Below are 23,589 nucleotides of genomic sequence, written 5' to 3' on the forward strand. Positions count from 1 at the left end.
ACCAAGGAGGACATCGATGGCGAAACTCGAAGAAGTTCCCGTCACAAGCACCTGGCGCCGGCGCCTGGGCGCGCTGCTCGCTGCCGCAGGGCTGATGACCAGCCTGAGCGTCTGGGCGGCGGACGTCAGCATCATGCCGGTCAATGTGCATCTGGACCGGCAGAACGACCGGGCCACGGTGCAGGTGGTCAACAACGGCAATGACGTGGTGGTGATGCAGGCCGAAGCCATCGCCTGGACCCGTCAGGCCGGACAGGACCTGGATGCGCCGACGCAGGAGCTGATCGTCAATCCCCCCATCTTCACCTTGCAGCCTGGCCAGACGCAGATCCTGCGGCTGGGGCTGCGGCGCACCCCCGACCTGCAGCAGGAGGCCACCTACCGGATGGTGCTGCGGGAAGTGCCGGTGGCCCGGGCCAGCGAGAACCGCGTGTCCGGACAGGTGCGGGTGCTGGTGGCCTTGCGGGTGCCGGTGTATGTGGCGCCCAACCAGGTCCGGCGTGAGCAGACCTGGCAGGTGCAGCGCACCGCCAGCGGCGAGACCGTCGCCACCGTGGCCAACAACGGCAATGTGCATATGAAGGTCAGCGAATTGCGGCTGGCCGGCGCGACGGGCGACAGCAAGGTGCTGGCCGTGTCCGGCGGACAGAGTGTGATCTTTCCCGGCGAGCAGCGCACCTTCCGCATTGCCACCCCGTCCAATCCCTCCGGCACGCTCCAGGTCATGACTGACCAGGGCCTGCAGCATGTCGCGCTGGGCGCGGGCACGCAGTGAGTGGTGGAGCCTGCTGCTGGCCGCGCCCCTGGCAGCGGTCGGACAGACGTCGGCTGAAGACTTGCAGCGCACGCTGGAGCGCCTGGCTGCCGAGCGGGCCGCCGCCGCGCCGCGCTTCGGCGAAACCCTGCTGCTGGGCCTGCGGGTGAACGGCCAGGCCCAACCCCAGACCGTTCGTGCCGTCCGGGTGCCCGAAGGCCTGGCGCTGCCGCAGACGCTCTGGCAGGAGCTGCAGCTGCGCCCCCCTTCGACGCCGCCGCGCATGATCGACAACGAGCTCTTCCTGGTCCTGAGCGATGCGCCAGGCGCGCTGGTGCGATGGCGCATCGAGGAGCTCAGCCAGACCCTGGAGCTGGAGGCCCCGCCGCAGGCCTTTGGCGATCAGAAGATCGAGCTGGACCGGATGGCCACCCAGGTGACCTTGCCGGCCCAACTGGGTCTGTTCACCAACTACGACCTGCAATGGCAGCGCCGCGTGGGTGGCGAGGGCAGCCTGGACGGGCTGGCGGAACTGGGGCTGCTGACCGGGCGTGGGGATCTCAACCATCTGATGCTCTACCGCAGTTCACGCGGCTGGACCCGTCTGGACACCCGCTGGACCTGGGACCGCCCCGAGCAGCTGGCCACGCTGCGGCTGGGCGACGTCATCAGCGATGCCGGCAGCTGGGGGCGGGCGCTGCGCATGGGCGGCGTGCAATGGGCCACGGACTTCAGCCTGCGACCCGGCTTCCTCAGCTTTCCGCTGCCGACCCTCAAGGGCGAGGCCAGCCTGCCCTCCACCGTGGACGTCTTCGTCAACAACAGCCAGCGCTTGCAGGGGCGTGTCCAGCCTGGGCCATTCGACATCAGCGACCTGCCGCTGGTGACCGGCCAGGGCGAGATCCGGACGGTGGTCAAGGACCTGCTGGGCCGGGAGCAGGTGGTGGTGCAGCCCTACTACATCAGCCCGTCGCTGCTCAAGCCGGGCCTCACGGCCTACAGCGTCGAGCTGGGATGGGTGCGGGAGAACTACGGCACCCAGAGCAACCGCTACGGCCAGGGCCTGACCCAGCTGACGTGGCGGCGGGGCATCAACAGCGGCTTCACCGCCGAAGGCCGCGGCGAACTGGCGGCAGATCAGCAGACCGTGGGCGCTTCCGGCCTGTGGCTGCTGCAGGACTGGGGCACGCTCAACCTGTCTGCCGCGGGCAGTCGCAGCCGGGATGCGCAGGCCCGCAGCGGGTGGCTGGGCACGCTGGGGGTGGAACGGCAGGGGTTCGGATGGAGCGGGGCGGTCGAGGTGCGACGGGCCTCGCCGGGCTTTGTGCAGCGGGGACAGCCGGTGTCGCCTCGCTGGAGCGGATCGGCCACCGTGGGGACGCAGTGGCAGGGATGGGGGCTGGGGGCCGGGCTCGTTTACCAGGGCACGCTGCAGCGGCCGTCGCCGGAGGGCTTCATCAATCCGGGCACCCGGCTGTGGACCTTCAATGCCGGCCGCGGCCTGGGCGCCTGGGGGTATGTCGGGCTGTCGATGCTCAAGGCGGGCCATGGTGGAGGCACCGCGGTGTCGGTCTTCTGGACCTTGCCGATCGGGGATCACCAAAGCGTCTCCACCAGCTGGCAGGGCCAGCGCGGCGGCGGGCAGCCGGCGCAGGACCAGTGGCAACTGCAGTTCCAGAACAACCCGCCGCCCGGTGAGGGCCTGGGCTATCAGGCGCTGGCGGAGTCCGGCGGGCGTCGACAGTTGCAGGCGCAGTGGCAGGATCGGCATGTGGCGCTCAGCGGCGGCATTGCCCGCGCGCAAGGGCGCACCGATCTGCGGGCGGGGATCGGCGGCGGGTTGGCCTGGCTGGACGGCAGTGTGTATGCCGGTCGGCGCGTGGACGGCGGTTTTGCGGTGGTGGAAGTGGCGGACCAGCCGAATGTCCGCGTCACCCACGACAACCAGGTGGTCGCCCGCACCGACCGCAGCGGCCGCGCCTTCCTGCCCACCTTGCGCGGCTACCAGGTCAACCGGGTGGGGGTGATCGCCGATGACCTGCCGCTGGACGCGGACATCGAATCGCTGGACCTGCAGGTGACCCCGGCGGCGCGTCGTGCGTCGCTGATCCGGTTCCCGATCGGGGTCAGCCGCACCGCCACCTTCACGCTGGTGGATGAACAGGGCCATCCTGTGCCGGCCGGCGCCGACCTGCGCCCGGTGGGCCAGATGCGCAGCTTCCCGGTGGGCCTGGACGGGCGGGCGTTCGTGGCCGGCCTGGGTGCGGCGCCCGGGCCGCACCGGCTGGACGTCCGCTGGCCAGGAGGGGGCTGCGAGGCCAGCATCGAGCTGCCCAAGGCAGATCGTGAACTGCCGGATCTGGGGCGGGTGACCTGCAAGGCGCTTGCGCCCCCACCGTCCTCAACCAGGAGCGACCCATGACTCAATGCTGGACATCCCGACGCGACGGCCTCGGACCCGAAGGTGCGCCGTGGCCGGAGCGGGGGGGCTGGCAGGACAGGCAGCGCTGGCGGCATTGGTGGCGTAGGCAGTATCTGCGGCTGTGCACCACCCTCCTGGCCGGACTGCTGGCCGCCGGGGGCGCGCAAGCCCTTTGCCTGCCGGCGGTCTGCACCTGCTCGGTGGTGGTGACCAACATCGTCTTTGCCGCCTACAACCCACTGGCCTTTGGCAACACCGACTCCACCGGCAGCGTCAAGGTGACCTGCGGGGGTGTCGCGGGCCTGCTCGTGCCCTTCACCATCGACCTGGGCAAGGGCGGCGGGACCAGCTTCAGCACGCGCCGCATGGCGTCCGGCGCCAACACCCTCTCCTACAACGTCTATCTGGACAGCAACTACACGACCGTCTGGGGAGACGGCACGTCCGCCACCAGCCGGGCGTCCGGCTCCGTCCTGCTGGATGCCCTGGGTCTGACGCCGGGCCTCACCTTCACCGTGTATGGGCGGATTCCCGGTCGGCAACTGACGGTGCCGCCAGGGACGTACACGGACAACCTGACCGTGACGGTGACCTACCAATAAGCCTGGCAGGACGCCTGCTGGAACGCCTGCAAAGAGCACCGGTCAGCAAAAATCCCGATGCACAGCAGGGACACGAAGTTCGTGCACCACGAACTTCGTGTAGCATCCTTCCCATGAAGAACGTGACCGTGACCATGGAAGACAGCGTCGCCGAATGGGCGAGGCTGGAAGCCGCACGGCGCAACACCAGCGTGTCGCGACTGGTCGGTGAATTGCTCGCCGAGAAGATGCGGTCCGACGATGCGTACGAGCGCGCCTTGCAGGACTGGCTCCATCGTGAACGCACCTGGGCGTCCGACGGCGGGGACTATCCCGGCCGCGAGCTGGCCGGATGACGACCATGGCCACCGCCCTCCCGACCGTTGCCCTGACCAGCCCGGTGTTCGTGGACACCTCCGTCCTGATCCAGAGCGAGGACGGCGCCTTCCCCGATCGCCGCGCCCAGGCCATGCGCTGGCTGCAGGTGCTGTGGCAGCAGCGGCTGGGCCGCGTGTCCAGCCAGGTGCTCAACGAGTTCTACCGCACCATCACCACCCGCATCCAGCCGCCCATGCCCAATGGCGATGCGCGGGCCGAAGTGCGGCGCTACCAGCGATGGTCGCCGTGGGCCATCGACCACGCCACGGTGGAATCGGCCTGGTCGCTGGAGAGCCGCTTCAACCTCCCTTATCTCGACGCCCTCGTCGTGGCCGCTGCCAAGGTGCAGGGCTGCGACCTGCTGCTGAGCCTGACGCTGCCGCATCAGCAGCTCTATGACAGCGTCACCATCCTCAACCCGCTGCTGGTCCAACCGGCCGAAATGGCCGAATTGACCCGCGCTGAGCGTTCCGCATGACTGCCTTCCTGACCCGAGCTCTCGATCACATCCGCGACGATGTCCGCGCCCTGCATGCCTATCAGGTGCACAGCGCCGCCGGCCTGCTCAAGATGGATGCGATGGAGAACCCCTACCGTCTGCCCGAGGCGCTGCAACAGGCGCTGGGGGAGCGCCTGGGACGGGTCGCCATCAACCGGTATCCCGGCGAGCGCACCGGGGAACTGGCGCAGGCGCTGGCGCGCCATGCCGGCATGCCGGCGCACAACGGCATCATGCTGGGCAATGGCTCGGACGAGCTGATCTCTCTGCTGTCGCTGGCGGTGGCGCGTCCCGGCGCGACGGTGATGGCCCCGGTGCCGGGCTTCGTGATGTACGAGCTGTCGGCGCGTTACCTCGGACTGAATTTCGTCGGCGTGCCGCTGACCGCGGATTTCGAGCTGGACGAGGCCGCCATGCAGGCCGCGATCCAGGCGCATCAGCCGGCGCTGCTGTACCTGGCCTATCCCAACAACCCGACCGCCAACCTGTGGAATCCGGACGTCATCGAGCGCCTGGTGCAGGCCGCGCCCGGCCTGGTGGTGATCGACGAGGCCTACCAGCCCTTTGCCGCCCGCAATGCGATGGGCCTGCTGGACCGCTACGAGCATGTGCTGGTCATGCGCACGATGAGCAAGTTCGGCCTGGCCGGTGTCCGCATCGGCTACCTGATGGGGCACGCCGAGGTGGTGCACCACGTCGACAAGCTGCGCCCCCCCTACAACATCAGCGTGCTCAATGCCGAGGCCGGTCTGTTCGCGCTGGAGCATGCCGACGTCTATGAGCAGCAGGCTGCCGAGCTGCGGGCCGAGCGGGCCCGCCTGCTGACCGAGCTGGCAGGCCTGCCCGGCGTGGTGGCCTTCCCCAGCGAGGGCAACATGATCCTCACCCGAGTGCCCGATGCCAACGCCGTGCATGCGGGGCTGAAGGCCCGTGGCGTGCTCATCAAGAATGTCTCCGGCATGCACCCGCTGCTGGCCGGCTGTGTCCGGCTGACGGTGGGCACGCCGCAGGAGAACCACACGATGCTCACTGCCTTGCGCGGCGTGCTGGCGGACCTGGCCCCTTCTGTGGCACCCTGAGCACAGGTTCACGAGATCCCGCACAGCCCAAGGCCCACCCAAGCATCGCCCCGGCCCACCGCACGTTTTGTCCCTTTTCTCCGTTTTGTCCCTGACGACTGACCCGCCCCTGGAATCAACATGAGCGAACGCATCGCCGAAGTCCGCCGCGACACCAAGGAAACCCAGATCCGCGTCCGAGTGAACCTGGACGGCACCGGACAGGCCCATCTGTCCACCGGCATCGGGTTTTTTGACCACATGCTCGACCAGATCGCCCGTCACGGCCTGATCGACCTGGACATCGACGCCAAGGGCGACCTGCACATCGACGGCCACCACACGGTCGAGGATGTGGGCATCACGCTGGGCATGGCGGTGGCGCAGGCCATCGGCGACAAGAAGGGCATCACCCGCTACGGCCACAGCTATGTGCCGCTGGATGAAGCGCTGTCGCGCGTGGTGGTGGACTTCTCCGGCCGCCCGGGCCTGGCGATGGATGTGAAGTTCACCGCTGGCGCCATCGGGGCCTTCGACACGCAGCTGACCTATGAGTTCTTCCAGGGCTTCGTGAACCATGCGCTGGTGTCCCTGCATGTGGACAACCTCAAGGGCCACAATGCCCACCACCAGTGCGAGACGATCTTCAAGGCCTTCGGCCGTGCGCTTCGCATGGCCATGACGCCGGACCCGCGCTCCGCCGGTGTGATCCCCTCCACCAAGGGGACCTTGTGATGACAAGCCCCCGCACCGTCGCCGTGGTGGACTACGGCATGGGCAACCTGCGCTCGGTCTCCCAGGCGGTGCAGCATGCCGCCGAGGGCCAGGGCGTGCAGGTGGTGATCACCGCCCGCCCGGAAGAGGTGATGGCCGCCGAACGGGTGGTGCTGCCGGGCCAGGGCGCCATGCGCGACTGCATGCGCGAGCTGAGCGACTCGGGCCTGAAGGAAGCGGTGCTGCATGCCGCCGCCAACAAGCCGCTGATGGGCGTGTGCGTGGGCATGCAGATGCTGCTGGACCACAGCGAAGAGCAGGACACGCCGGGCCTGGGCCTCATTCCGGGCCGGGTGCAGCGCTTCCAGCTGAACGGCCAGCGCCAGCCCGATGGCAGCCGTTACAAGGTGCCGCAGATGGGCTGGAACCGCGTGCACCAGATGCGGGCGCATCCGGTGTGGGGCGATGTGCCCGACGACAGCTGGTTCTACTTCGTGCACAGTTTTTATGCCCGCACCACCGCCACCGAGCACAGCGTGGGCGAGAGCGACTACGGCTTGCGCTTTACCTGCGCCGTGGCGCGGGATAACATTTTTGCCACTCAATTCCACCCTGAGAAAAGTGCCGCGTTCGGGCTTTCGCTCTATCGCAACTTCCTGCACTGGAAGCCTTGATCCCTTGATCCCTGCCCCTGCATCGCTCAACACCGGATCATTCCTGCGCTGTTCTCAGTCCCCCTTTCCTCCACCTTCCACCACCCGCATTCGGCCATGCTGCTGATTCCCGCGATTGACCTCAAAGACGGCAAGTGCGTCCGCCTCAAACAAGGCGACATGAACGACTCCACCACCTTCGGCGAAGACCCCGCCGAGATGGCGCGTCGCTGGCTGGATGCCGGCGCCCGTCGCCTGCATCTGGTGGACCTGAACGGTGCCTTCGCCGGCAAGCCCGTGAATGAAGGCGCCATCAAGGCGATTCTTCGCGAGGTGGGCGACGAGATCCCGGTGCAACTGGGCGGCGGCATCCGGGACCTCGACACCATCGAGCGTTACCTGGATGACGGCCTGTCCTACGTCATCATCGGGACCGCCGCGGTGAAGAACCCGGGGTTCCTCAAGGACGCCGCGTCCGCCTTTGGCGGCCACATCATCGTGGGCCTGGATGCGAAGGACGGCAAGGTCGCCACCGACGGCTGGAGCAAGCTCACCGGCCATGAAGTGGTCGACCTCGCCCGCAAGTTCGAGGACTACGGCATTGAAGGCGTCATCTACACCGACATCGGTCGGGACGGCATGCTCACCGGCATCAACATCGACGCCACGGTGCGCCTGGCCCAGGCGCTGAGCATTCCGGTGATCGCCTCCGGCGGCCTGTCCAACCTGAAGGACATCGAAGCGCTGTGCGCCGTCGAATCCGAAGGCGTGCAGGGCGTCATCTGCGGCCGGGCCATCTACACCGGCGACCTCGACTTCGCCACCGCCCAGACCCGGGCGGATGAACTGAACGGGAACTGAGCACTTGCTGGCCAAACGCATCATCCCCTGCCTGGACGTCACCGGCGGCCGGGTCGTCAAGGGCGTCAATTTCGTTGAACTGCGGGACGCCGGTGATCCGGTGGAGATCGCTGCGCGCTACAACGAGCAGGGCGCCGACGAACTGACCTTCCTCGACATCACCGCGACCAGCGACGGGCGCGACCTCATCCTGCCCATCATCGAAGCGGTGGCCTCGCAGGTCTTCATTCCGCTGACGGTGGGCGGCGGGGTGCGCTCGGTGGCGGATGTGCGGCGGCTGCTCAATGCCGGTGCGGACAAGGTCAGCTTCAATTCCGCCGCGGTGGCGGAGCCGGAGCTCATCCGCGCCGCGTCGGACAAATACGGCGCGCAGGCCATCGTCGTGGCCATCGATGCCAAGCGCCGGGCCGATGGCCAGGGCTGGGACGTCTACACCCACGGCGGTCGCAAGAACACCGGGCTGGATGCGGTGGCCTGGGCGGTGCGCATGGCCGAGCTGGGCGCGGGCGAGATCCTGCTGACCAGCATGGACCGCGACGGCACCCGCAGCGGCTTCGACCTGGACCTGACCCGGGCCGTGGCGGACGCCGTGCCGGTGCCGGTGATTGCGTCGGGCGGTGTCGGCTCGCTGCAGGACCTGGCGGACGGCATCACCCGCGGCGGGGCCGATGCGGTGCTGGCGGCCAGCATCTTCCACTATGGCGAACACACGGTGGGCGAGGCCAAGGCGCTGATGGCCAGCCAGGGCATTCCGGTCCGCACATGAGCGGACGAGACGGAACACCGCGCACGGCCCGTTCCAAGGCCGATGGCCGGCCGGACGTGCGCACCGAGGCGCCGCGCGGCGCGTCCCGCGGGCCCAGCGAGGTCCGCATCGTGGGCGGCGTCTGGAAGCGGTCCAAGCTGCCGGTGGCGGACCGGCCGGGACTGCGTCCCACGCCCGACCGTGTCCGCGAAACCCTCTTCAACTGGCTGGGCCAGGACCTGAGCGGCTGGCGTGTGCTGGATGCCTTCGCCGGCAGCGGCGCGCTGGGCTTCGAGGCCGCATCGCGCGGCGCCGCCCAGGTCACGCTGCTGGAGAAAGACCCTGGCCTGGCGGCCCAGTTGCGGGCCAACCTCAAGCGCCTGGACAAGGACGGCACCGCTCCGATGCGCATCGAGGCGGCCGATGCACTGGCCTGGATGCGTCGCGCGGCTCCCGCGTCGCTGGACCTGGTGCTGCTGGACCCACCCTTTGCGCAGGACCTGTTCCTGCCCGCCTTGCGCGCCGCCGCCCCGCTGCTGGTACCGCAGGGCCTCCTCTATCTCGAAGCCCCGGAAGCCCTGGAGCCGCCGGCCGAACTGGGCCTGTCCCTATGGCGGGAAGGGCGTGCCGGGGCGGTGCACTACCGACTCTTCCAGCGCAACGGATAATCGGGGGCCGTCCCACCCAGTGGCCCTGGAGCGACCCCTTGACTTCCCAAACCCTGCTGACTGCCATCTACCCTGGCACTTTCGACCCGCTGACCCTGGGTCATGAAGACCTGGTGCGCCGGGCCAGCCGCCTGTTCGAGCGGCTGGTGCTCGCCGTGGCCGCCGGCCATCACAAGCGCACGATGTTCAGCATCGAAGAGCGCCTGGCGATGGCGCGGGAGGTGGTGGCGCCGTATCCGAATGTCGAGGTGGTGGCCTTCGAGGGGCTGCTGCGCAACTTCGTGCTGGAAAAGGGCGGCAAGGTGGTGGTGCGGGGGCTGCGCGCCGTCTCCGACTTCGAATACGAATTCCAGATGGCCGGCATGAACCGGCAGCTGATGCCCGATGTGGAGACCGTCTTCCTGACGCCGTCGGACCAGTACCAGTTCATCTCCAGCACCTTCGTGCGCGAGATCTCGACGCTGGGCGGGGATGTGAGCAAGTTCGTGTCGCCGCTGGTGCGTGCACGCCTGGATGAACGCCTGGCTCGCGGGTCGGGCAAGGAATGAAGGGGTGCTGCCCGCCCGGTGGACGGACGCGGCGCAGCACACCAGGAGAGTCTGACATGGCCTTGATGATCACCGACGAATGCATCAACTGCGATGTGTGCGAGCCGGAGTGCCCCAACCACGCCATCTCCATGGGCGAGGAGTACTACCAGATCGACCCCGGCAAGTGCACCGAATGCGTCGGCCATTTCGACGAGCCGCAGTGCGTGATGCTCTGCCCGGTGGCCTGCATCCCGGTGAACCCGGCGCATGTGGAGTCGAAGGAAACCTTGATGCAGAAGTATCTGCGGCTGACCGAGGCGGCCTGAGGGTCTATCTTCCACGTGTCAGACACGGCGCTTCAGCGCTGCGTCGGACCCAGGATGTTTGTCGGGTTGTTCGCCACGTTGTTCCCCGCGTCCCGCTGAGTGCTCGCAGCTGGCGTCGTGTCGAAGGTCCAGCGCTCTGCATAGCGGGGCGGTGACGGCCATTCACAAGCGGCTGGGGTCCGGTCGGGATGCTCGGACACCCAGCGGCGCGCCAGCATCCAGCCGCCGTGGCTGACCACCATGCCGCCTGCCTTGGCGCCGTGCCAGCCGCTCGCTCTTGCCAGCAGCATCTGCAGGCTCTCTCCACCGCCAGGGTGACTGCCGGCAAAATCGGCCACCCAGGCATCCATCGCCGCTTTGGGGATGTCCGACCACGGGCGGCCGTCCCAGTCGCCGAAATCCAGTTCCAGCAGCGCCGCATCCTGGTGATGTCGCCAACCCCATCGCCGCAGCCAGCGGCCCACGTCGGCGCATCGGCGCAGTGGCGAGGTCCAGATCTCATGCGGCAGTCGATGCCGGCGCGCATGCGCCTGGATGCGTCGTGCCAGTCGCTTGGCGCGTCGGGCGGGCACCGGCAGATCACACCGGGCGCCCACGCACAGGCCCTTGGCGCCCGTTGGCCGCGGATGGCGCCAGACGCTGAATGTCTCTCCGCTCAAAAGTAGGCCCCCAGCCCCAGGCAGGCCAGCAGCGCGCCCACTTCCACCACCTGCTGGGTGGCACCGAGGTTGTCCCCGGTGTAGCCGCCCAGGCGGCGTTCCAGCAGGGACTGCATGAAGAAGGTCAGGCCCGCGCCGGTCACGATGGCGCCCAGCAGCAGCGGGATGTCGTCCGGCAGCAGCCAGGCCCACAGCCCGCTGGCCAGCACCACCGTGCCCATCGCCATCCCCAGTTCTGCGCCGCCGATCTGGGTAGCCAGCGGCTTGGCCTTGGCATGGGCGGCATCCCCGGCATAGGGCAGGGCATGCATCAGCCAGACCGGCGCCGCGCGCGACGCCAGATGGGCCCAAAGCAGGGCGGTCAGGGCCAGGGTGGGATCGGCATCGGCCAGTCCGACCAGGGTGGCGGCTTTCAGGCCCAGCATCAGGAACAGCCCCAGGGCGCCGTAACTGCCCAGGCGCGAGTCCTTCATGATCTCCAGCGCCCGCTCCCGGCTCACCGCACCGCCCAATCCATCGCAGGTGTCGGCCAGTCCGTCCTCGTGGAAGCCGCCGGTCAGCCAGATGCTGGCGGCCATCGCCAGCACCACGGCGACGCTGTTCGGGAACACCAGCATCGCCAGCCACAGCACGGCGGCGGACCACAGGCCCACCACCGCGCCGACGAGCGGAAAGTACCGTGCCGACTGGTGCAGCCATTCGGGCTGGAAACCGGTCCAGCCGGGGATGGGCACGCGGGTGAAGAATTGCAGCGCGATGAAGAAGAGGCGGACTTGATGCAGCATGATGCCGGCCGCGTCGGCGACCGAGGACGGAGAGAACGGGCGGCATGATACGGCGCGGCCTGGTTGCCGGTTGGCTTGTTGGCCTGTTGGCCTGTTGGCCCCGTAGACGTGGCGCTAGCGGCTTGGCAGTCCCGCGGTGTGGGATCGCCTCGCGGCCGGGGCGCTAGCGGCCTTGCTGGATGGGAGCCGCGGCGCCGGTTTGCGACAGCAGCAAGCGCTCATAGGCAATCGCCACATTCGCGCAGAAGATCTGCAGCAGCTCCTGCCCTTCTTCGTCGATCGGCTCGGAGAAGCGCATGTACAGCAGGCTCTCGTTGCCGGTGTGGGTGCGGTAGTACCCGATGAAGCACTCCCCGTCAGCATGACTCTGCCGGGTGGCCAGTGCCTGCTCCATCGCGCCTTTCACATCCGCAGGCAGATGCGCCACCTCCGATTCGTCCAGCAAGCCCTGGAATTCCGAGGTGGCGGCCAGCACCCGCAGGGCGCCTTCCCCCTGGGAGGCCGCATAAGCCGCCATCCGGCTCGCACACAGCCCTTGCACTTCCAGCCCCAGCAAATGGGCCAGCTGATCCAGCAGCGCCGAGGCCAGATGCCGCAGGCTGCCCGCATCGTGGATCTGCGTGATGGCCTCGATGGAGCGGCGCAGCGCCTGCCGGGCATGGTCCAGCGTGATGATGTCCCGATAGGAGCGCAGCGAGGAGTAGAAGACCGTGATCAGCTTGCGCTTGGTCAGCTCGGTCTTTTCCTTGTAGTCGTTGATGTCGTAGGACTTGATCACGTCCTCTTCCGGCGCCTGCCCCGGCTGCCCGGTCCGCAGCACGATGCGCACATGGCGGTTGCCCAGGTCTTCGCGGATGTAGCGGGCCAGGTCCAGCCCGGCGTGCTCGGACTCCATCACCACATCCAGCAGCACCAGGGCCACGTCCTGCCGGCTCCGCAGCAGGTCACGCGCTTCAGTGGCGGTGTAGGCATTGAGGAACTGCAGTTTGCGGCCGGCAAACTCGAAGTCATCCATCACCAGTTGCGTCACCTGGTGCACGGCCGGGTCATCGTCGACCACCATCACGACCCAGGGGGACAAGGGACGTGAGCGGTGACTGCCAGCGGCGTCGTCGGGCAGTTCGTCGGCGAAGACGAGATCGGTGTTCATGAGGCCTCCCTGCGGACGTCGATGGCGGCATGGCGCGCCCGCTTTTGTGTGGCTCTGGATTATGCGGATCCGCCGCAAGTTTCAGAAGCGAACTCCGTCAAGATGCAAAGGGCAAGTCATCCCGGGCCGGTGGGGAGGCGGTTCATGGTTTACCCGCGTCGGCGTTGACCACGAAGTTGGTACCGGTATCATCAATCCATGGTAACGGTACCAGCTGGCGTCAGACCGGCTCACCCGACCCCAGGAGACAACATGCAGATTTCGCTTTCGGCGTCCTCGGGCGCCACCAGCAGTCGGGCCCGCTTCGGCATCCTGGCGATGCTGTTCGTGGTGACGGTCCTCAACTATGCGGACCGCGCGACTGTCGGGGTCGCCGGCCCGGTGCTGTCCAAGGAACTGGGCATCAGCTCGGTGCAGATGGGCTTCATCTTCTCGGCCTTCAGCTGGTCGTACGTGGCCGGACAACTGCCGGGCGGCTGGCTGCTCGACCGGTTCGGCGCCAAGAAGGTCTATGCCTGGAGCATCCTGCTGTGGTCGCTGTTCACCATGCTGCAGGGCGCCGTTCACTACTTCGATGCCGCCACCGCCGTCATCGCGCTGTTTGCCCTGCGTTTCATGGTGGGCCTGGCCGAATCACCGTCTTTCCCCGCCAACGGCCGCATGGTGGCCGCCTGGTTCCCGGTGGCGGAACGCGGCACCGCCTCCGCCATCTTCAATTCAGCCCAGTATTTCGCCACGGTGATGTTCGCGCCCATCATGGCGTGGATCGTCCATGCGCTGGGCTGGCAGGACGTGTTCTATTTCATGGGCGCGTTGGGCGTGGTGCTGTCACTGGTGTGGCTCAAGACCATGCACAACAGCCCGCTCGAGCATCCCGGCGTCAGCGCGTCCGAGCGGCAGCACATTGAATCCGGTGGCGCCCTGCTGGCCGGGCAGGACGCCCGCACGGCCAAGCCCGCAGGTCCGAAACTCGCCTATCTCAAGCAGCTGCTCACCAACCGCATGCTGCTGGGCGTCTACATCGCGCAGTACTGCGTGAACACGCTGACCTATTTCTTCCTGACCTGGTTCCCGGTCTATCTGGTCAAGGAGCGCGGCATGACGGTGCTCAATGCGGGCCTGGTCGCGGCGGTTCCCGCGATCTGCGGTTTCGCGGGCGGCGTGCTGGGCGGCGTGGTGTCGGACTGGCTGCTGCGTCGCGGTCACTCGGTGACCCTGGCCCGCAAGGTGCCCATCGTGGTGGGCATGCTGCTGTCCACGTCGATGATTGCCTGTAACTACGTCGACCTGCAGTGGCTGGTGGTGGCCATCATGGCCCTGGCGTTCTTCGGCAAGGGCCTGGGCGCGCTCGGCTGGGCCGTGGTGTCGGACACCTCCCCCAAGGAGATTGCCGGCCTGAGCGGCGCCATGTTCAACACCTTCGGCAACATCGCCGGCATCACGACCCCGATCGTCATCGGCTACATCGTGCAGACCACCCATTCCTTCAACGGGGCGCTGGTCTTTGTCGGGGTCCATGCGGTGATCGCCGTCGTCAGCTATGTGCTGGTGGTGGGCGAGATCAAGCGCGTGCAGCTCAAGGCCTGAGGCCTTCCCAGCATCCGGCCAGGAGGAACGAGATCATGATGAACAGCGTCATCGCCAACACCAACACCAACGCCCCTCTCACCATCAAGATCCACGAGGCGGACAACGTCGCCATCGTCGCCAATGATGGCGGGCTGCCCGCTGGCACCGTGCTGCCGGGCGGACTGGTGCTCAAGGACAAGGTGCCGCAGGGCCACAAGGTGGCGCTGGTGGACCTGCCCGCCGGCGCCCCGGTGCTGCGCTACAACGTGCCCATCGGCTACGCGCTCGAAGCCATCGAGGCCGGCCGCTGGGTGCATGAACGATTGCTGGAGATGCCGGCCGCTCGTGAGCTGGAGGGGCTGCCCAAGGCCACCGTCGTCGCGCCGGACCTGCCGCCGCTGGAGGGCTACACCTTCGAGGGCTACCGCAATGCCGACGGCACGGTCGGCACGCGCAACATCCTGGCCATCACCACCACCGTGCAATGCGTGGCCGGGGTGGTGGAATTCGCGGTCCAGCGGATCAAGTCGGAGCTGCTGCCGCTCTATCCGCATGTGGATGACGTGGTGGGCCTGGAGCACACCTACGGCTGCGGCGTGGCCATCGACGCCCCCGACGCCATCATTCCCATCCGCACGCTGCGTCACATCAGCATGAATCCCAACTTCGGCGGCGAAGTGATGGTGGTGAGCCTGGGCTGCGAGAAGCTCCAGCCCGAGCGCCTGCTGCCGCCGGGCGTGATTCCCATCAGCGACGAACGTGATCCCCAGGCGGGCCTGGACGTCGTGTGCCTGCAGGACAACGAGCATGTGGGCTTCATGTCCATGGTCGAGTCGATCATGAAGACCGCCCGCCGGCATCTGGAACGGCTCAATGCCCGCCGCCGGGAAACCGTGCCCGCGTCCGAGCTGGTGGTGGGCGTGCAGTGCGGCGGCAGTGACGCCTTCTCCGGCGTGACCGCCAACCCCGCGGTGGGTTTCTGCGCCGACCTGCTGGTGCGAGCGGGCGCCACAGTGATGTTCAGCGAGAACACCGAGGTGCGGGACGGCATTGCGCAGCTCACCTCGCGGGCCCGCACGCCGGAAGTGGCCGACGCCATGATCCGCGAGATGGCCTGGTATGACGCGTACCTGCGGCGCGGCAGCGTGGACCGCAGTGCCAACACCACGCCCGGGAACAAGAAGGGCGGACTCTCCAACATCGTGGAAAAGGCCATGGGGTCCATCGTCAAGAGCGGCAGCGCGCCCATCAGCGGCGTCCTGGCCCCGGGCGAGCGGCTCAATGGCCAGCGCGGCCTGATCTATGCGGCCACGCCGGCCAGTGATTTCATCTGCGGCACGCTGCAATTGGCGGCAGGCATGAACCTGCATGTGTTCACGACGGGCCGCGGCACCCCCTATGGACTGGCCGAGTGCCCGGTGATCAAGGTGGCCACCCGCAGCGATCTGGCACGGCGCTGGCATGACCTCATGGACGTCAATGCCGGACTGATTGCCGACGGCGAGAAGACGATTGCCGAGATGGGCTGGGAGATGTTCCAGCTGATGCTGGACGTGGCCAGCGGCCGACGCACCTGGGCGGAGCGGCATCAGCTGCACAACGCGCTGGTGCTGTTCAATCCGGCACCGATTACCTGATCCCGGTGAAGCTTGCGGGCGTGCTGGAGTTACGCTCCCGTCGTCTCACGCGGAAAAGGCCGGCTCACGAACCGCGACCCGGCCAGTCCGAATCGCCACGGCAGTTCAACTGCCTTGGAAATCCCGATGCGCACGTCCGTCACCACCTCGACCGGATGATCGGGCGGGCGCAGCTCGAAGGGCGGCTGGTCCAGCGGTAGGCCGTCATGCGCTTGCGTGATGCCCAGGGCCTGCGCCACACGGCCGGGGCCGGCGCACAGCAGTCGTTCATTCTCCGTGCCGCGACGCTGACGCATCAGCGCCACGCCATGGGTCGGCTGCAAGGCGCGGATCAGCACCGCTGCGCCATGGCCTGCCTCGCGACACACCACATTCAGGCACCAGTGAATGCCGTACGAGCGGTAGACATAGGCGTGCGCGGGTGGCCCGAACATCGACCGATTGCGCGGACGAGGGCCGCCATGGCTGTGGGAGGCTGGATCGTCCATGGCATAAGCCTCGGTCTCGACGATCAGCCCTCCGACGCCGTCCACCAGCAGCAAGGCACCAATCAGCTCACGGGCGAGCTGCGGGGCGTCGGCGTCGAAGTGCAGGGCAGGTCTGGAGGACATGGAAGATGAGGGTGGCGTCACGGGGACCCAACAGCGGATGATCGTCAAGCGCGCCGCGGCGCAAACACCCGGAGTCGATGCCCGTCAGGATCGGCCACGGTGAAGGTGTAGCCAAAGTCCATGAGGGTGGGCGGCTGCAGCAAGCGGGCACCGGCCAGTTGCCATGCCTCCAGATGCGCCTGCACGGCCTCGTCATTCGCCACCGCGATGGCCAACTCGCAGCCTCCTGGCGCGGTCGCGGCCGGCTCGACCCCGGAAGACGCCCACAGCCCCAGCATGACACCGGAGTCCAGCTTGAGCATGGCGAATGTGGGCGAAGCCTCGATGACTGGTGCGCCGAGCAAGGCGGCATAGAAGGCTGCACTGTCGGTGGGGTTCTTGACGTAGAGAAGGACAAAGTTGGGATGAGACATGACCTGGAACTCCGTGTTTGTGAATCGGTGCTGGTCATGCTAGGAAGCGGGTCTGTCAAATTCCGTCAGTAGCCGGCAGACCCTGCTGCTGGCGCCAATCCCTGATCAGGACCGTGCGGCGCCGCGGAGAACGTTCCTCCAGCACCTGGGCCTGTTCGATCCGGTCTGCACGAAAGTGACGGTGCGTGCCCCGAAGTTCGCACCAGGCGACGAGCACCTGCACCTGGTCGAAGAACCCGAGCGCGAAGGGCCAGACGATCCGGTCGGTGACGCTGTCCTGCAGGTCCCGATACTGAATCTGCACCTTGTGCTCACTGCGGATGGCCTTGCGCAGCAGCGCCATCACATCGCGGTCCAGCCCCGGGGCGTCGGAGCGACCCACCATCAGCGTGGTGGTGTCGAGTTCGTGACGCAAGTGCGGCGGCAGCACTGCGCCGATCTTGGCCAGTGCATCGCGGGCCGCAGACGCCAGGCTGGGGTCCTCCCGGCTGTTGACCCAACGCGAGCCGAGCACCAGCGCCTCGATTTCTTCCAACGTGAACATCAACGGCGGCAACACGAAACCTTCGCGCAGCATGTAACCCTGGCCGGGCGCCCCATCAATCTGGGCGCCTTGGGACTGCAAGGTGGCGATGTCCCGGTACAGCGTGCGCAGGCTGATACCAAGCCCGGAGGCTAGGGCGTCGCCGGTGACCGGATGGCGATGGCGGCGAAGCGTCTGTATCAGCGCCAGCAAGCGAGCGGAGCGTGTCACGCGCGGACTCCAGGAAATGGACCGCGGCATCCTACCTCGAGCACTTCGCGCGGGCATTGCTCGCTTCGCACCTCGGGACCGATGCCAACGGCCCGCTGCCTACGCTGGACCAGCCCGAACGGGTCATTCATTTTTCGGAGTCCAGATGCCGATCGACCGTACTTCTCCCCCCCGGTATTCACCGTACGCCCCCGCGTCCCCGTATGGACAGTCCAGCGGCTATTCACAACCCGCTGTGGGTCCGTCGTCGCCGCGCCCTTCTTACGGGCAGCAGGCCCCTTCGGGGTATTCGCAACCGCCTTCGATGTCGTCAGCGTCGTGGGGCGGTCCGGAACCTCGACGCGCGGCGCCGGCCATGTCCAGCCATCCGCCGCGCACTCGCGCGCTGCATCACCTGTCGGACGGCGAGTCGGACAGCGAGAACCCCAATGTGCTGTACCGGTCCCTGCGCCGCGATGAAGATCCGCGCCGTGGACTGAGGCCGCCGGAAGGCTACGACCCCAACCTGACCGCGAGCCAGCACATCACCGCCGGCAGCCGTGCCAAGACCAAGAGCGAATTCGTCTCTGCGACGCGCAGCGCGAAGGTGGCCTCCGCATGGGCCAGCGAAGGCGGCCCTGGTGGACGCGTGGCGCGGTTCAACAAGCCGCTGGACCGCGAGTCCTACGACCTCACCAACCCGTATGAAGCCGCGCGGGTGTTTCCGACCGGCAAGGGCTCCAGCCTCAACACCGCCAAGGCGTCGCAGGAGGTGGTGATACGCGGCGGCGTGCCACCGGAGAACATCACCGGCGTCTGGGATGCGCATCGGGTGCCGATGTCGCAGTACGCCGAGGCCAGTGCGGACACCGTGCCAGGCTTCGAGCGCAAGAGCCGCTCCCGCAGCAAGGCGACGAACACGCCGCATCCGGTGGTGCTCACTGAGTGGGTGCCGCCGCGTCGCTGACCGCGGCTGGAAGCCTTCAGACCGCCGTGCGATAGCGCGGGAAACCGGGTGCCGGGAATGTCGGCATTTGCGGGACGTGTTTGTGCGGCGGTTGGGCGTGCCACCGCAAAGTGCTGGGCGCTGGGCGGGGCAGGGTGGCGGCGGGAGCTTGCTGGATGCGGGGCGCGACGGGGCGGATGCTGTGCACGGGTCACGGTCAGCGCTGAGCGTCCAGGAACTCCCGCACCGCGAATGAGGTGGCCTCGGGCGCAGTCTGAAGCAGCAGATGAGGCGCATCGAATTCAGCCAACTGCGTGCTGGGCCGGGCTCGGCGAATCTCTTGAAAGGATTGGATTGAGACGAGCCGGTCTTGCCGGGCATGCAGGTACAGCAGAGGGACTTCGATCCTGTTGACAGTCGCCAAGACGTCCACCGAGGCGACTTCCCGTAGTCGTTCCAACAGCACCCTCGGCGTGGAGCGGGACACGGCGGATTGCAATGCGGCAAACGTCTCGGGACTCGCCTGATCGCCATTGCAGAGCAGATGACGCAAGAGTGCGCGTGGTGGCGGCAGTGGCGGCAGCCAGCCAAGCGCGGGGCGCATGCGCGTCAGCCAGACACTGGGGCAGCGCGCAAAGCTGGCGCACAGGATCAAGCCGGACAGGCCCGTTGGGCGTTCGGCGGCCAGGGTCAGGGCAATCGGGCCGGAGAAGGACTCGCCCAGCAGAACGTACGGCTCGTCGGTCGGCAATGTGGCACTGGCCCAGGCTGTGAGCGACTCATAACGCGCCAGGTGTGCCGGATAACGGACCACGGAGGTGGGGATGATGCCGTGGAGCGCGGCAATGAAAGGGTCGAAGAGCTCACCGGTTCCGTCCATTCCGGGAAGCAGTACGAGGCGCGTCATGGCCGAAGTATGGAGCCATCCGGCAATGGCCAGCTTGCGGTGCAACGGCAGGGCAGAATGCATCCGCCGCTGAGTCGCAACCGAAAACCCTGCGGCTCTTTACTTCCGGCCTGGGACTGCCATGCGGGCCGTTTATCTCGATGCAAGGCGAAGCGCCGACGAAGAGGAGCTATGGATCAAATCACCATGGTCGTGATTGGCGCCATCTGTGCTGGCTTTGTCCAGGGCCTGTATGGATTCGCATTCGGCCTGACCGCGATGTCGTTCTAGGCCTGGTCTCTTGACCCGACCACCGCGGCCACACTGGCCGTCTTCGGCGCCTTGACCGGCCAGCTCATTGCGGCATTCACAGTGCGTCGAGGATTCGACTGGAAGCGATTGGCGCCATTCCTGATGGGGGGCGTGGTCGGCATCCCGATTGGCGTGGCCATCCTCCCGCTGATCAATACCCAGGTCTTCAAGGCCATTCTGGGGGGCTTCCTGGTCATCTGGTGTCCGGCCATGCTGCTCGCCCGGCGCCTGCCGAGGATCACTCGCGGCGGTCGGCTTGCAGATGCCGTGGTGGGAGGCCTCGGCGGCGTCATGGGGGGGCTTGGCGGCTTCACCGGGACGGTGCCTACGCTGTGGTGCACGCTACGCGGTCTGCCGAAGGATGAGCAACGCGCCATCATCCAGAATTTCAATCTCTCCGCGCTGATGGTGACCATGGCGGTCTACCTGTCGAAGGGGCTGGTCACGCGGGAAGTGCTGCCGCTGTTCGCCGTCGTGGCGCCAGCGATGCTGATCCCGACGCTGCTGGGCAGCCGGCTCTACGTCGGGATCTCAGAGGCGCAGTTTCGTCAGCTGGTCCTGGCACTGCTCACCGGCTCGGGCGTTGCATTGCTGGCGTCGTCCATTCCGGCATTGCTGCGGCCGATGTCTTCCTAGCTCGCCGACGAGGCTGGGTTCGCGACGATTGGCACTCAACGGATGTGTCAAACTTCCAGAAAGCCCTGGGAGCATGCGATGCGAACACCGTCTCGGAGAATGCCAAAGCGTCAAGCGCCGTCACGGGTTTCTCGAGTCGTGTTCTTTGGGCTGAGTGGCGTGGCGGTGCTGGGCATCTTCTGGTGCTTCACCATTCAAGCGCTGCTGCTGCTCGGTCTTGGTGGTGCTCTCATCGGGATTTGGGTCCGGGCCACGACGAAGGCCGCGCGAATGCGGTTCTCCGAACTGGCGGCTTCGCGAGACGGTGAATCCATCTGCCAATTCGCCAGGAGCTTTGATACACGCCGGGTGGACACCTGGATCATTCGCGCGGTGTATGAGGCGCTCCAGGAGGAGCTTGCGTTCGCGCATCCATCGTTTCCGGTGCTGGCGTCCGACACGCTACCAACGCTGTTGATTGATTCTGACGCCCTGGACATGGCTGTTGCGCCCGAGGTGGCGAGGCGCACCGGACGATCCCTCGACCACATCGAGGCGAATCCCTACTACGGCAGGGTGAAGTCTGTGCGCGACCTGGTGATGTGCTTCAACGAGCAGCCAAAGGCCCTTGCTTGACGCGACGGAATTCCATGTGAGGGATCCAACGGCTGGCGATTGAGTGGCGCCACGGTTGGCGGTGGGCCGGGTCGCGCATCGATTGGGTTACCCTTTGCGTGATTGATTCATTGACTGAACAGGAATGCCGGATGAACTTGCCGACGATTGAATGCGCAAGAGCGCTGCGCGATGGAGGCATCGATGCGATGGCGGCGCTGGACGATGCGCTGGCGAATGCGCTCGCCACGATCCCCGAGACGGCGCATAGAGACTTGAAGCAAGCCGTTGGACGAGTCATGGCGACGATCATGGGGGAAGTGATCAATCCGGCTGTAGTGGCGTTTCCTGCGCTTGAACCGAATGAAGAGGTGTGGCGTGAGGCGATCCGGCAGCGGGTCAGTGCGCGTGCGGCGAAGCTGCCGCCAAGCGCGTAGGTCGGGAGGGGGGGAACTTCACCGGGTCCGCTGTAAAGGCTTTGCCTTTGGCGGCAGACTCAGGTCTTACACGAGGCTATTGAGCCTGGAGTGTTTTTCTGCCTCCGGTTGAGTGAGCGCCGCTGATCACGCGGCGCAGGACCCAACTACAAATGCGGAGGACTGCCGTCGGCAACTTCGGGGTTTGGGCCTTGATGGGATTTACAGAAGTTTCTCGAGCGGGCAGCCGATCTCTTCTTCGTGACGCTTTTATTCGTTCTGTACATACTCGAAGAACTGCGTCAAATGCATGTAGTGCTCTTCGTGGTCGGCACGATCACGAAGCGTCTCACTCCGAAGCAGACCCTCTTGGTAAATCACCGCGTCGCGGACTGCGGCGATGATCATAGGGGCATAGGGCTTTGAGATCGTGATCATGCTGCTTTCTTAACCGCGCTCAACGATAGTTGATTGCGACACTGTCTGCTTTGCGAGGGGAGCTTACGCCTGAATGGGGGTAACGGCCGTTGCGGTGAAGTCACCTTTTAAGGACGCTCGGGGCCAAAATACTGGTAAAGGATGGACCCGCCTTATTGCGTCCATGGGCGGCATGTATTCCGTCAAAGTCTGATAACGAGACGAGGGGGGATGGCACAAGTGAATGCTGACAGCTATGTCTTGCGGTTTGAATTGAACCGCGTGTACGACCGTTGGCCCGAGATCAACGACCCGTTCGGCGGCAGCAGGCAAAGCGGGATTGCCCCGTCAAGGCGCGCCCCAGCAGTTTTTCTGTTCACCGGCGAGTCTGGTGAGCAGTATGGCTACAAGGATCATTTCGACGAGAACGGAGTTTTTTCGTACACCGGTGAGGGTCAGGTCGGAGATATGAAGATGACCAACGGTAACTTGGCTATTGCTCGGCACGCCCAGGATGGAAGATCTCTGCACGTGTTCAAGGCTTTGGGTAAGGGGAAGGGCCAACAGTACAAAGGTGAGTTCATCTACGCCAACCACACGTGCCCTATCGGGCCGGACCGAAATGGCGACCCGCGGAAGCTGATCGTGTTTCATCTCCTTCCCGTGCGGACGTTGGAAGAGGACGCGGTGCTTCCTGTTGAAGTGGCTGCTGGGTACGTTCAGCCAAAGTCACTGCAAGAGGCCCGTAGCCGTGCACTCGCAGCGCTTAAGCCGCGTGAGGGGCTTGGCGGCATGCACGCGCTCCGCGCTGTGTACGAGCGAAGCCGAGCGGTGCGCGATTACGTGCTTCTGCGCGCTGCAGGTGTATGCGAAAGCTGCGACAGACCGGCGCCCTTCGTCCGGGCCGACGGATCGCCTTACCTTGAGCCGCACCATATCACTCGACTTTCCGATGGTGGCTTGGACCATCCCTCGTGCGTTGCGGCTCTTTGCCCCGCATGTCATCGAGAGATTCATTACGGGGATCAAGGCTCAGCGAAGAATGCAGCGCTCAAGCAGCGTACTGAGCAAAGGGAGGCGGAGGGTGCGTAGAGAACCCATTTACTTCTCTCCTGAGCGTGCTGATTGCCGGTAAGACGGCGCATGCGCAAGGCGCTCCGTGGGTGGCAATAGACCGTCCGCCTCTTGAGCGCGGTATTGAACTCAGATTTGGAGTGCTGAAGGTGACTCTCGAAGAACTTGCCGCAGCAGAAGCGGCTGCAAACCTGCCGAGCGTCTGGCGAAAGCGTGCGCCAGACGATGACACTTCGCCGACACGCAGTAGCACCTGTCGTTGCCTGAACTGCCTTTGGCCGGCGCTTCGGGGCGGTTTACTAGACGATGCGGATGCTTCATCAGACCGCGAACCCGAAGCCGATGGCTGAGGTTCACTTGGTGAGCCGGATAGTCGAAGTGCGCCAGCGGTTCAGTCGATGAATGGGCTGGTTGTCTGCAACGTCATAGGCCCTGCGCCGAAGTTTTCGAGCGCGGTGTTCCGGACTTTCGTGCTGGATGGGGAGGGATGAACAGACATCATGTCCGCTGCTGGGCGCCCACTTCGCTTGCATGATCGGGGGGGGGGGGGCGTCCGCTGCGG

The 23,589-nt window shown here is 66.3% G+C and carries 26 protein-coding genes and 1 pseudogene; 20 read left to right on the forward strand and 7 right to left on the reverse strand.

The window, feature by feature from the left end:
- Positions 1–16 precede the first annotated feature (16 nt).
- The 13 genes from DES44_RS01225 to DES44_RS01280 all read left to right on the forward strand — a co-directional run bounded on the left by DES44_RS01225 (position 17) and on the right by DES44_RS01280 (position 10,189).
- Complete coding sequence (locus DES44_RS01225; protein ID WP_058936564.1) at positions 17–775, forward strand: fimbrial biogenesis chaperone; 759 nt, start codon at positions 17–19, stop codon at positions 773–775.
- Positions 747–3,176, forward strand: coding sequence for a fimbria/pilus outer membrane usher protein (locus DES44_RS01230; RefSeq protein ID WP_058936563.1), 2,430 nt, complete (start codon positions 747–749; stop codon positions 3,174–3,176). Before DES44_RS01225 ends, DES44_RS01230 begins: the two co-directional genes overlap by 29 nt.
- On the forward strand, positions 3,173–3,778 hold the full coding sequence (locus DES44_RS01235) for a Csu type fimbrial protein (RefSeq protein ID WP_083525851.1): 606 nt from the start codon (positions 3,173–3,175) through the stop codon (positions 3,776–3,778). Before DES44_RS01230 ends, DES44_RS01235 begins: the two co-directional genes overlap by 4 nt.
- Positions 3,779–3,891: 113 nt before the next feature.
- Positions 3,892–4,113 carry a hypothetical protein gene (locus DES44_RS24910; RefSeq protein ID WP_058936562.1) on the forward strand — a complete coding sequence of 74 codons (222 nt, stop codon included), beginning with the start codon at positions 3,892–3,894 and terminating at the stop codon, positions 4,111–4,113.
- A gap of 5 nt (positions 4,114–4,118) precedes the next feature.
- Positions 4,119–4,613 (forward strand): PIN domain-containing protein, encoded by a 495-nt coding sequence (locus tag DES44_RS01240; RefSeq protein ID WP_058936561.1) that lies wholly within the window; start codon positions 4,119–4,121, stop codon positions 4,611–4,613.
- Positions 4,610–5,713 carry a histidinol-phosphate transaminase gene (hisC, locus tag DES44_RS01245; protein ID WP_058936560.1) on the forward strand — a complete coding sequence of 368 codons (1,104 nt, stop codon included), beginning with the start codon at positions 4,610–4,612 and terminating at the stop codon, positions 5,711–5,713. The genes DES44_RS01240 and hisC overlap by 4 nt, the downstream gene beginning before the upstream one ends.
- A gap of 120 nt (positions 5,714–5,833) precedes the next feature.
- Positions 5,834–6,427 carry an imidazoleglycerol-phosphate dehydratase HisB gene (hisB, locus tag DES44_RS01250; RefSeq protein ID WP_058936559.1) on the forward strand — a complete coding sequence of 198 codons (594 nt, stop codon included), beginning with the start codon at positions 5,834–5,836 and terminating at the stop codon, positions 6,425–6,427.
- Positions 6,427–7,080, forward strand: a complete 654-nt coding sequence (gene hisH / locus DES44_RS01255) for an imidazole glycerol phosphate synthase subunit HisH (protein WP_198164828.1) — start codon at positions 6,427–6,429, stop codon at positions 7,078–7,080. Before hisB ends, hisH begins: the two co-directional genes overlap by 1 nt.
- Positions 7,081–7,176: 96 nt before the next feature.
- Positions 7,177–7,920, forward strand: a complete 744-nt coding sequence (gene hisA / locus DES44_RS01260) for a 1-(5-phosphoribosyl)-5-[(5-phosphoribosylamino)methylideneamino]imidazole-4-carboxamide isomerase (RefSeq protein WP_058936557.1) — start codon at positions 7,177–7,179, stop codon at positions 7,918–7,920.
- Between the two features lie 4 nt (positions 7,921–7,924).
- A complete protein-coding gene (gene hisF / locus DES44_RS01265) occupies positions 7,925–8,686 on the forward strand; it encodes an imidazole glycerol phosphate synthase subunit HisF (protein ID WP_058936556.1) in 762 nt (253 codons plus the stop codon).
- Positions 8,683–9,333 carry a 16S rRNA (guanine(966)-N(2))-methyltransferase RsmD gene (rsmD, locus tag DES44_RS01270; protein ID WP_083525850.1) on the forward strand — a complete coding sequence of 217 codons (651 nt, stop codon included), beginning with the start codon at positions 8,683–8,685 and terminating at the stop codon, positions 9,331–9,333. The genes hisF and rsmD overlap by 4 nt, the downstream gene beginning before the upstream one ends.
- Positions 9,334–9,371: 38 nt before the next feature.
- Positions 9,372–9,881 (forward strand): pantetheine-phosphate adenylyltransferase, encoded by a 510-nt coding sequence (gene coaD / locus DES44_RS01275; RefSeq protein WP_232309843.1) that lies wholly within the window; start codon positions 9,372–9,374, stop codon positions 9,879–9,881.
- A gap of 56 nt (positions 9,882–9,937) precedes the next feature.
- The gene (locus DES44_RS01280; RefSeq protein ID WP_058936555.1) at positions 9,938–10,189 is read left to right on the forward strand and encodes a YfhL family 4Fe-4S dicluster ferredoxin; all 252 of its coding nucleotides are present in this window, start codon (positions 9,938–9,940) and stop codon (positions 10,187–10,189) included.
- A gap of 32 nt (positions 10,190–10,221) precedes the next feature.
- On the opposite strand, the gene DES44_RS01285 is transcribed toward DES44_RS01280, so the two are convergent.
- The 3 genes from DES44_RS01285 to DES44_RS01295 all read right to left on the reverse strand — a co-directional run bounded on the left by DES44_RS01285 (position 10,222) and on the right by DES44_RS01295 (position 12,783).
- Entirely contained in the window at positions 10,222–10,761 is a 540-nt protein-coding gene (locus DES44_RS01285; protein WP_233441629.1) for a histidine phosphatase family protein, read from the reverse strand.
- An 83-nt stretch (positions 10,762–10,844) separates the two neighbouring features.
- Positions 10,845–11,633, reverse strand: a complete 789-nt coding sequence (locus DES44_RS01290; RefSeq protein WP_058936554.1) for an adenosylcobinamide-GDP ribazoletransferase — start codon at positions 11,631–11,633, stop codon at positions 10,845–10,847.
- Positions 11,634–11,796: 163 nt separating this feature from the next.
- Positions 11,797–12,783, reverse strand: coding sequence for a DUF3369 domain-containing protein (locus DES44_RS01295; protein WP_058936553.1), 987 nt, complete (start codon positions 12,781–12,783; stop codon positions 11,797–11,799).
- A gap of 252 nt (positions 12,784–13,035) precedes the next feature.
- On the opposite strand from DES44_RS01295, the gene DES44_RS01300 reads away from it, so the two are divergent.
- Both DES44_RS01300 and garD read left to right on the forward strand, forming a co-directional pair.
- Positions 13,036–14,370 carry an MFS transporter gene (locus DES44_RS01300; protein WP_058936552.1) on the forward strand — a complete coding sequence of 445 codons (1,335 nt, stop codon included), beginning with the start codon at positions 13,036–13,038 and terminating at the stop codon, positions 14,368–14,370.
- Between the two features lie 35 nt (positions 14,371–14,405).
- On the forward strand, positions 14,406–15,989 hold the full coding sequence (gene garD, locus DES44_RS01305; RefSeq protein ID WP_232309842.1) for a galactarate dehydratase: 1,584 nt from the start codon (positions 14,406–14,408) through the stop codon (positions 15,987–15,989).
- A 29-nt stretch (positions 15,990–16,018) separates the two neighbouring features.
- Here garD and DES44_RS01310 read toward each other — a convergent pair whose 3' ends face one another.
- The 3 genes from DES44_RS01310 to DES44_RS01320 are packed head-to-tail and all read right to left on the reverse strand — an operon-like array spanning position 16,019 to position 17,749.
- On the reverse strand, positions 16,019–16,600 hold the full coding sequence (locus tag DES44_RS01310; RefSeq protein ID WP_058936551.1) for a DNA-3-methyladenine glycosylase: 582 nt from the start codon (positions 16,598–16,600) through the stop codon (positions 16,019–16,021).
- 44 nt (positions 16,601–16,644) lie between these two features.
- Positions 16,645–17,013, reverse strand: a complete 369-nt coding sequence (locus DES44_RS01315) for a VOC family protein (RefSeq protein ID WP_058936550.1) — start codon at positions 17,011–17,013, stop codon at positions 16,645–16,647.
- 55 nt (positions 17,014–17,068) lie between these two features.
- Positions 17,069–17,749: a helix-turn-helix transcriptional regulator gene (locus DES44_RS01320; protein ID WP_310732321.1), complete on the reverse strand. Its 681-nt coding sequence runs from the start codon at positions 17,747–17,749 to the stop codon at positions 17,069–17,071.
- A gap of 373 nt (positions 17,750–18,122) precedes the next feature.
- Between DES44_RS01320 and DES44_RS01325 the strand changes: the two genes are divergently transcribed.
- Entirely contained in the window at positions 18,123–18,713 is a 591-nt protein-coding gene (locus DES44_RS01325) for a hypothetical protein (protein ID WP_058936548.1), read from the forward strand.
- Positions 18,714–18,909: 196 nt separating this feature from the next.
- Here the strand turns inward: DES44_RS01325 and DES44_RS01330 are convergent, their stop codons facing one another.
- The gene (locus DES44_RS01330) at positions 18,910–19,662 is read right to left on the reverse strand and encodes an alpha/beta fold hydrolase (RefSeq protein WP_083525848.1); all 753 of its coding nucleotides are present in this window, start codon (positions 19,660–19,662) and stop codon (positions 18,910–18,912) included.
- Positions 19,663–19,770: 108 nt separating this feature from the next.
- Here DES44_RS01330 and DES44_RS01335 point away from each other — a divergent pair.
- From DES44_RS01335 to DES44_RS01350, 4 genes and pseudogenes are all read left to right on the forward strand, one after another.
- A pseudogene (locus DES44_RS01335) lies at positions 19,771–20,526 on the forward strand (sulfite exporter TauE/SafE family protein).
- A 138-nt stretch (positions 20,527–20,664) separates the two neighbouring features.
- Positions 20,665–21,141, forward strand: coding sequence for a hypothetical protein (locus tag DES44_RS01340; RefSeq protein WP_233441630.1), 477 nt, complete (start codon positions 20,665–20,667; stop codon positions 21,139–21,141).
- Positions 21,142–21,239: 98 nt separating this feature from the next.
- The gene (locus DES44_RS01345; RefSeq protein WP_147306912.1) at positions 21,240–21,557 is read left to right on the forward strand and encodes a hypothetical protein; all 318 of its coding nucleotides are present in this window, start codon (positions 21,240–21,242) and stop codon (positions 21,555–21,557) included.
- Positions 21,558–22,184: 627 nt separating this feature from the next.
- Complete coding sequence (locus DES44_RS01350) at positions 22,185–23,045, forward strand: SRA domain-containing endonuclease (protein WP_232309840.1); 861 nt, start codon at positions 22,185–22,187, stop codon at positions 23,043–23,045.
- Positions 23,046–23,589 lie beyond the last annotated feature (544 nt).

The sequence above is a fragment of the Roseateles depolymerans genome, assembly GCF_003387155.1.
Taxonomy (GTDB): Bacteria; Pseudomonadota; Gammaproteobacteria; order Burkholderiales; family Burkholderiaceae_C; genus Roseateles; species Roseateles depolymerans.

Coding starts and splice junctions, on each gene's coding strand:
- DES44_RS01350 (WP_232309840.1), top strand. CDS start 22,185: ATGGCACAAGTGAATGCTGACAGCTATGTCTTGCGGTTTGAATTGAAC.
- hisC (WP_058936560.1), top strand. CDS start 4,610: ATGACTGCCTTCCTGACCCGAGCTCTCGATCACATCCGCGACGATGTC.
- DES44_RS01300 (WP_058936552.1), top strand. CDS start 13,036: ATGCAGATTTCGCTTTCGGCGTCCTCGGGCGCCACCAGCAGTCGGGCC.
- DES44_RS01230 (WP_058936563.1), top strand. CDS start 747: ATGTCGCGCTGGGCGCGGGCACGCAGTGAGTGGTGGAGCCTGCTGCTG.
- garD (WP_232309842.1), top strand. CDS start 14,406: ATGATGAACAGCGTCATCGCCAACACCAACACCAACGCCCCTCTCACC.
- DES44_RS01225 (WP_058936564.1), top strand. CDS start 17: ATGGCGAAACTCGAAGAAGTTCCCGTCACAAGCACCTGGCGCCGGCGC.
- DES44_RS01310 (WP_058936551.1), bottom strand. CDS start 16,600: ATGTCCTCCAGACCTGCCCTGCACTTCGACGCCGACGCCCCGCAGCTC.
- DES44_RS01315 (WP_058936550.1), bottom strand. CDS start 17,013: ATGTCTCATCCCAACTTTGTCCTTCTCTACGTCAAGAACCCCACCGAC.
- DES44_RS01280 (WP_058936555.1), top strand. CDS start 9,938: ATGGCCTTGATGATCACCGACGAATGCATCAACTGCGATGTGTGCGAG.
- DES44_RS01240 (WP_058936561.1), top strand. CDS start 4,119: ATGGCCACCGCCCTCCCGACCGTTGCCCTGACCAGCCCGGTGTTCGTG.
- hisB (WP_058936559.1), top strand. CDS start 5,834: ATGAGCGAACGCATCGCCGAAGTCCGCCGCGACACCAAGGAAACCCAG.
- hisH (WP_198164828.1), top strand. CDS start 6,427: ATGACAAGCCCCCGCACCGTCGCCGTGGTGGACTACGGCATGGGCAAC.
- DES44_RS01290 (WP_058936554.1), bottom strand. CDS start 11,633: ATGCTGCATCAAGTCCGCCTCTTCTTCATCGCGCTGCAATTCTTCACC.
- DES44_RS01235 (WP_083525851.1), top strand. CDS start 3,173: ATGACTCAATGCTGGACATCCCGACGCGACGGCCTCGGACCCGAAGGT.
- rsmD (WP_083525850.1), top strand. CDS start 8,683: ATGAGCGGACGAGACGGAACACCGCGCACGGCCCGTTCCAAGGCCGAT.
- DES44_RS01295 (WP_058936553.1), bottom strand. CDS start 12,783: ATGAACACCGATCTCGTCTTCGCCGACGAACTGCCCGACGACGCCGCT.
- DES44_RS24910 (WP_058936562.1), top strand. CDS start 3,892: ATGAAGAACGTGACCGTGACCATGGAAGACAGCGTCGCCGAATGGGCG.
- hisA (WP_058936557.1), top strand. CDS start 7,177: ATGCTGCTGATTCCCGCGATTGACCTCAAAGACGGCAAGTGCGTCCGC.
- DES44_RS01325 (WP_058936548.1), top strand. CDS start 18,123: ATGTCCAGCCATCCGCCGCGCACTCGCGCGCTGCATCACCTGTCGGAC.
- DES44_RS01330 (WP_083525848.1), bottom strand. CDS start 19,662: ATGCATTCTGCCCTGCCGTTGCACCGCAAGCTGGCCATTGCCGGATGG.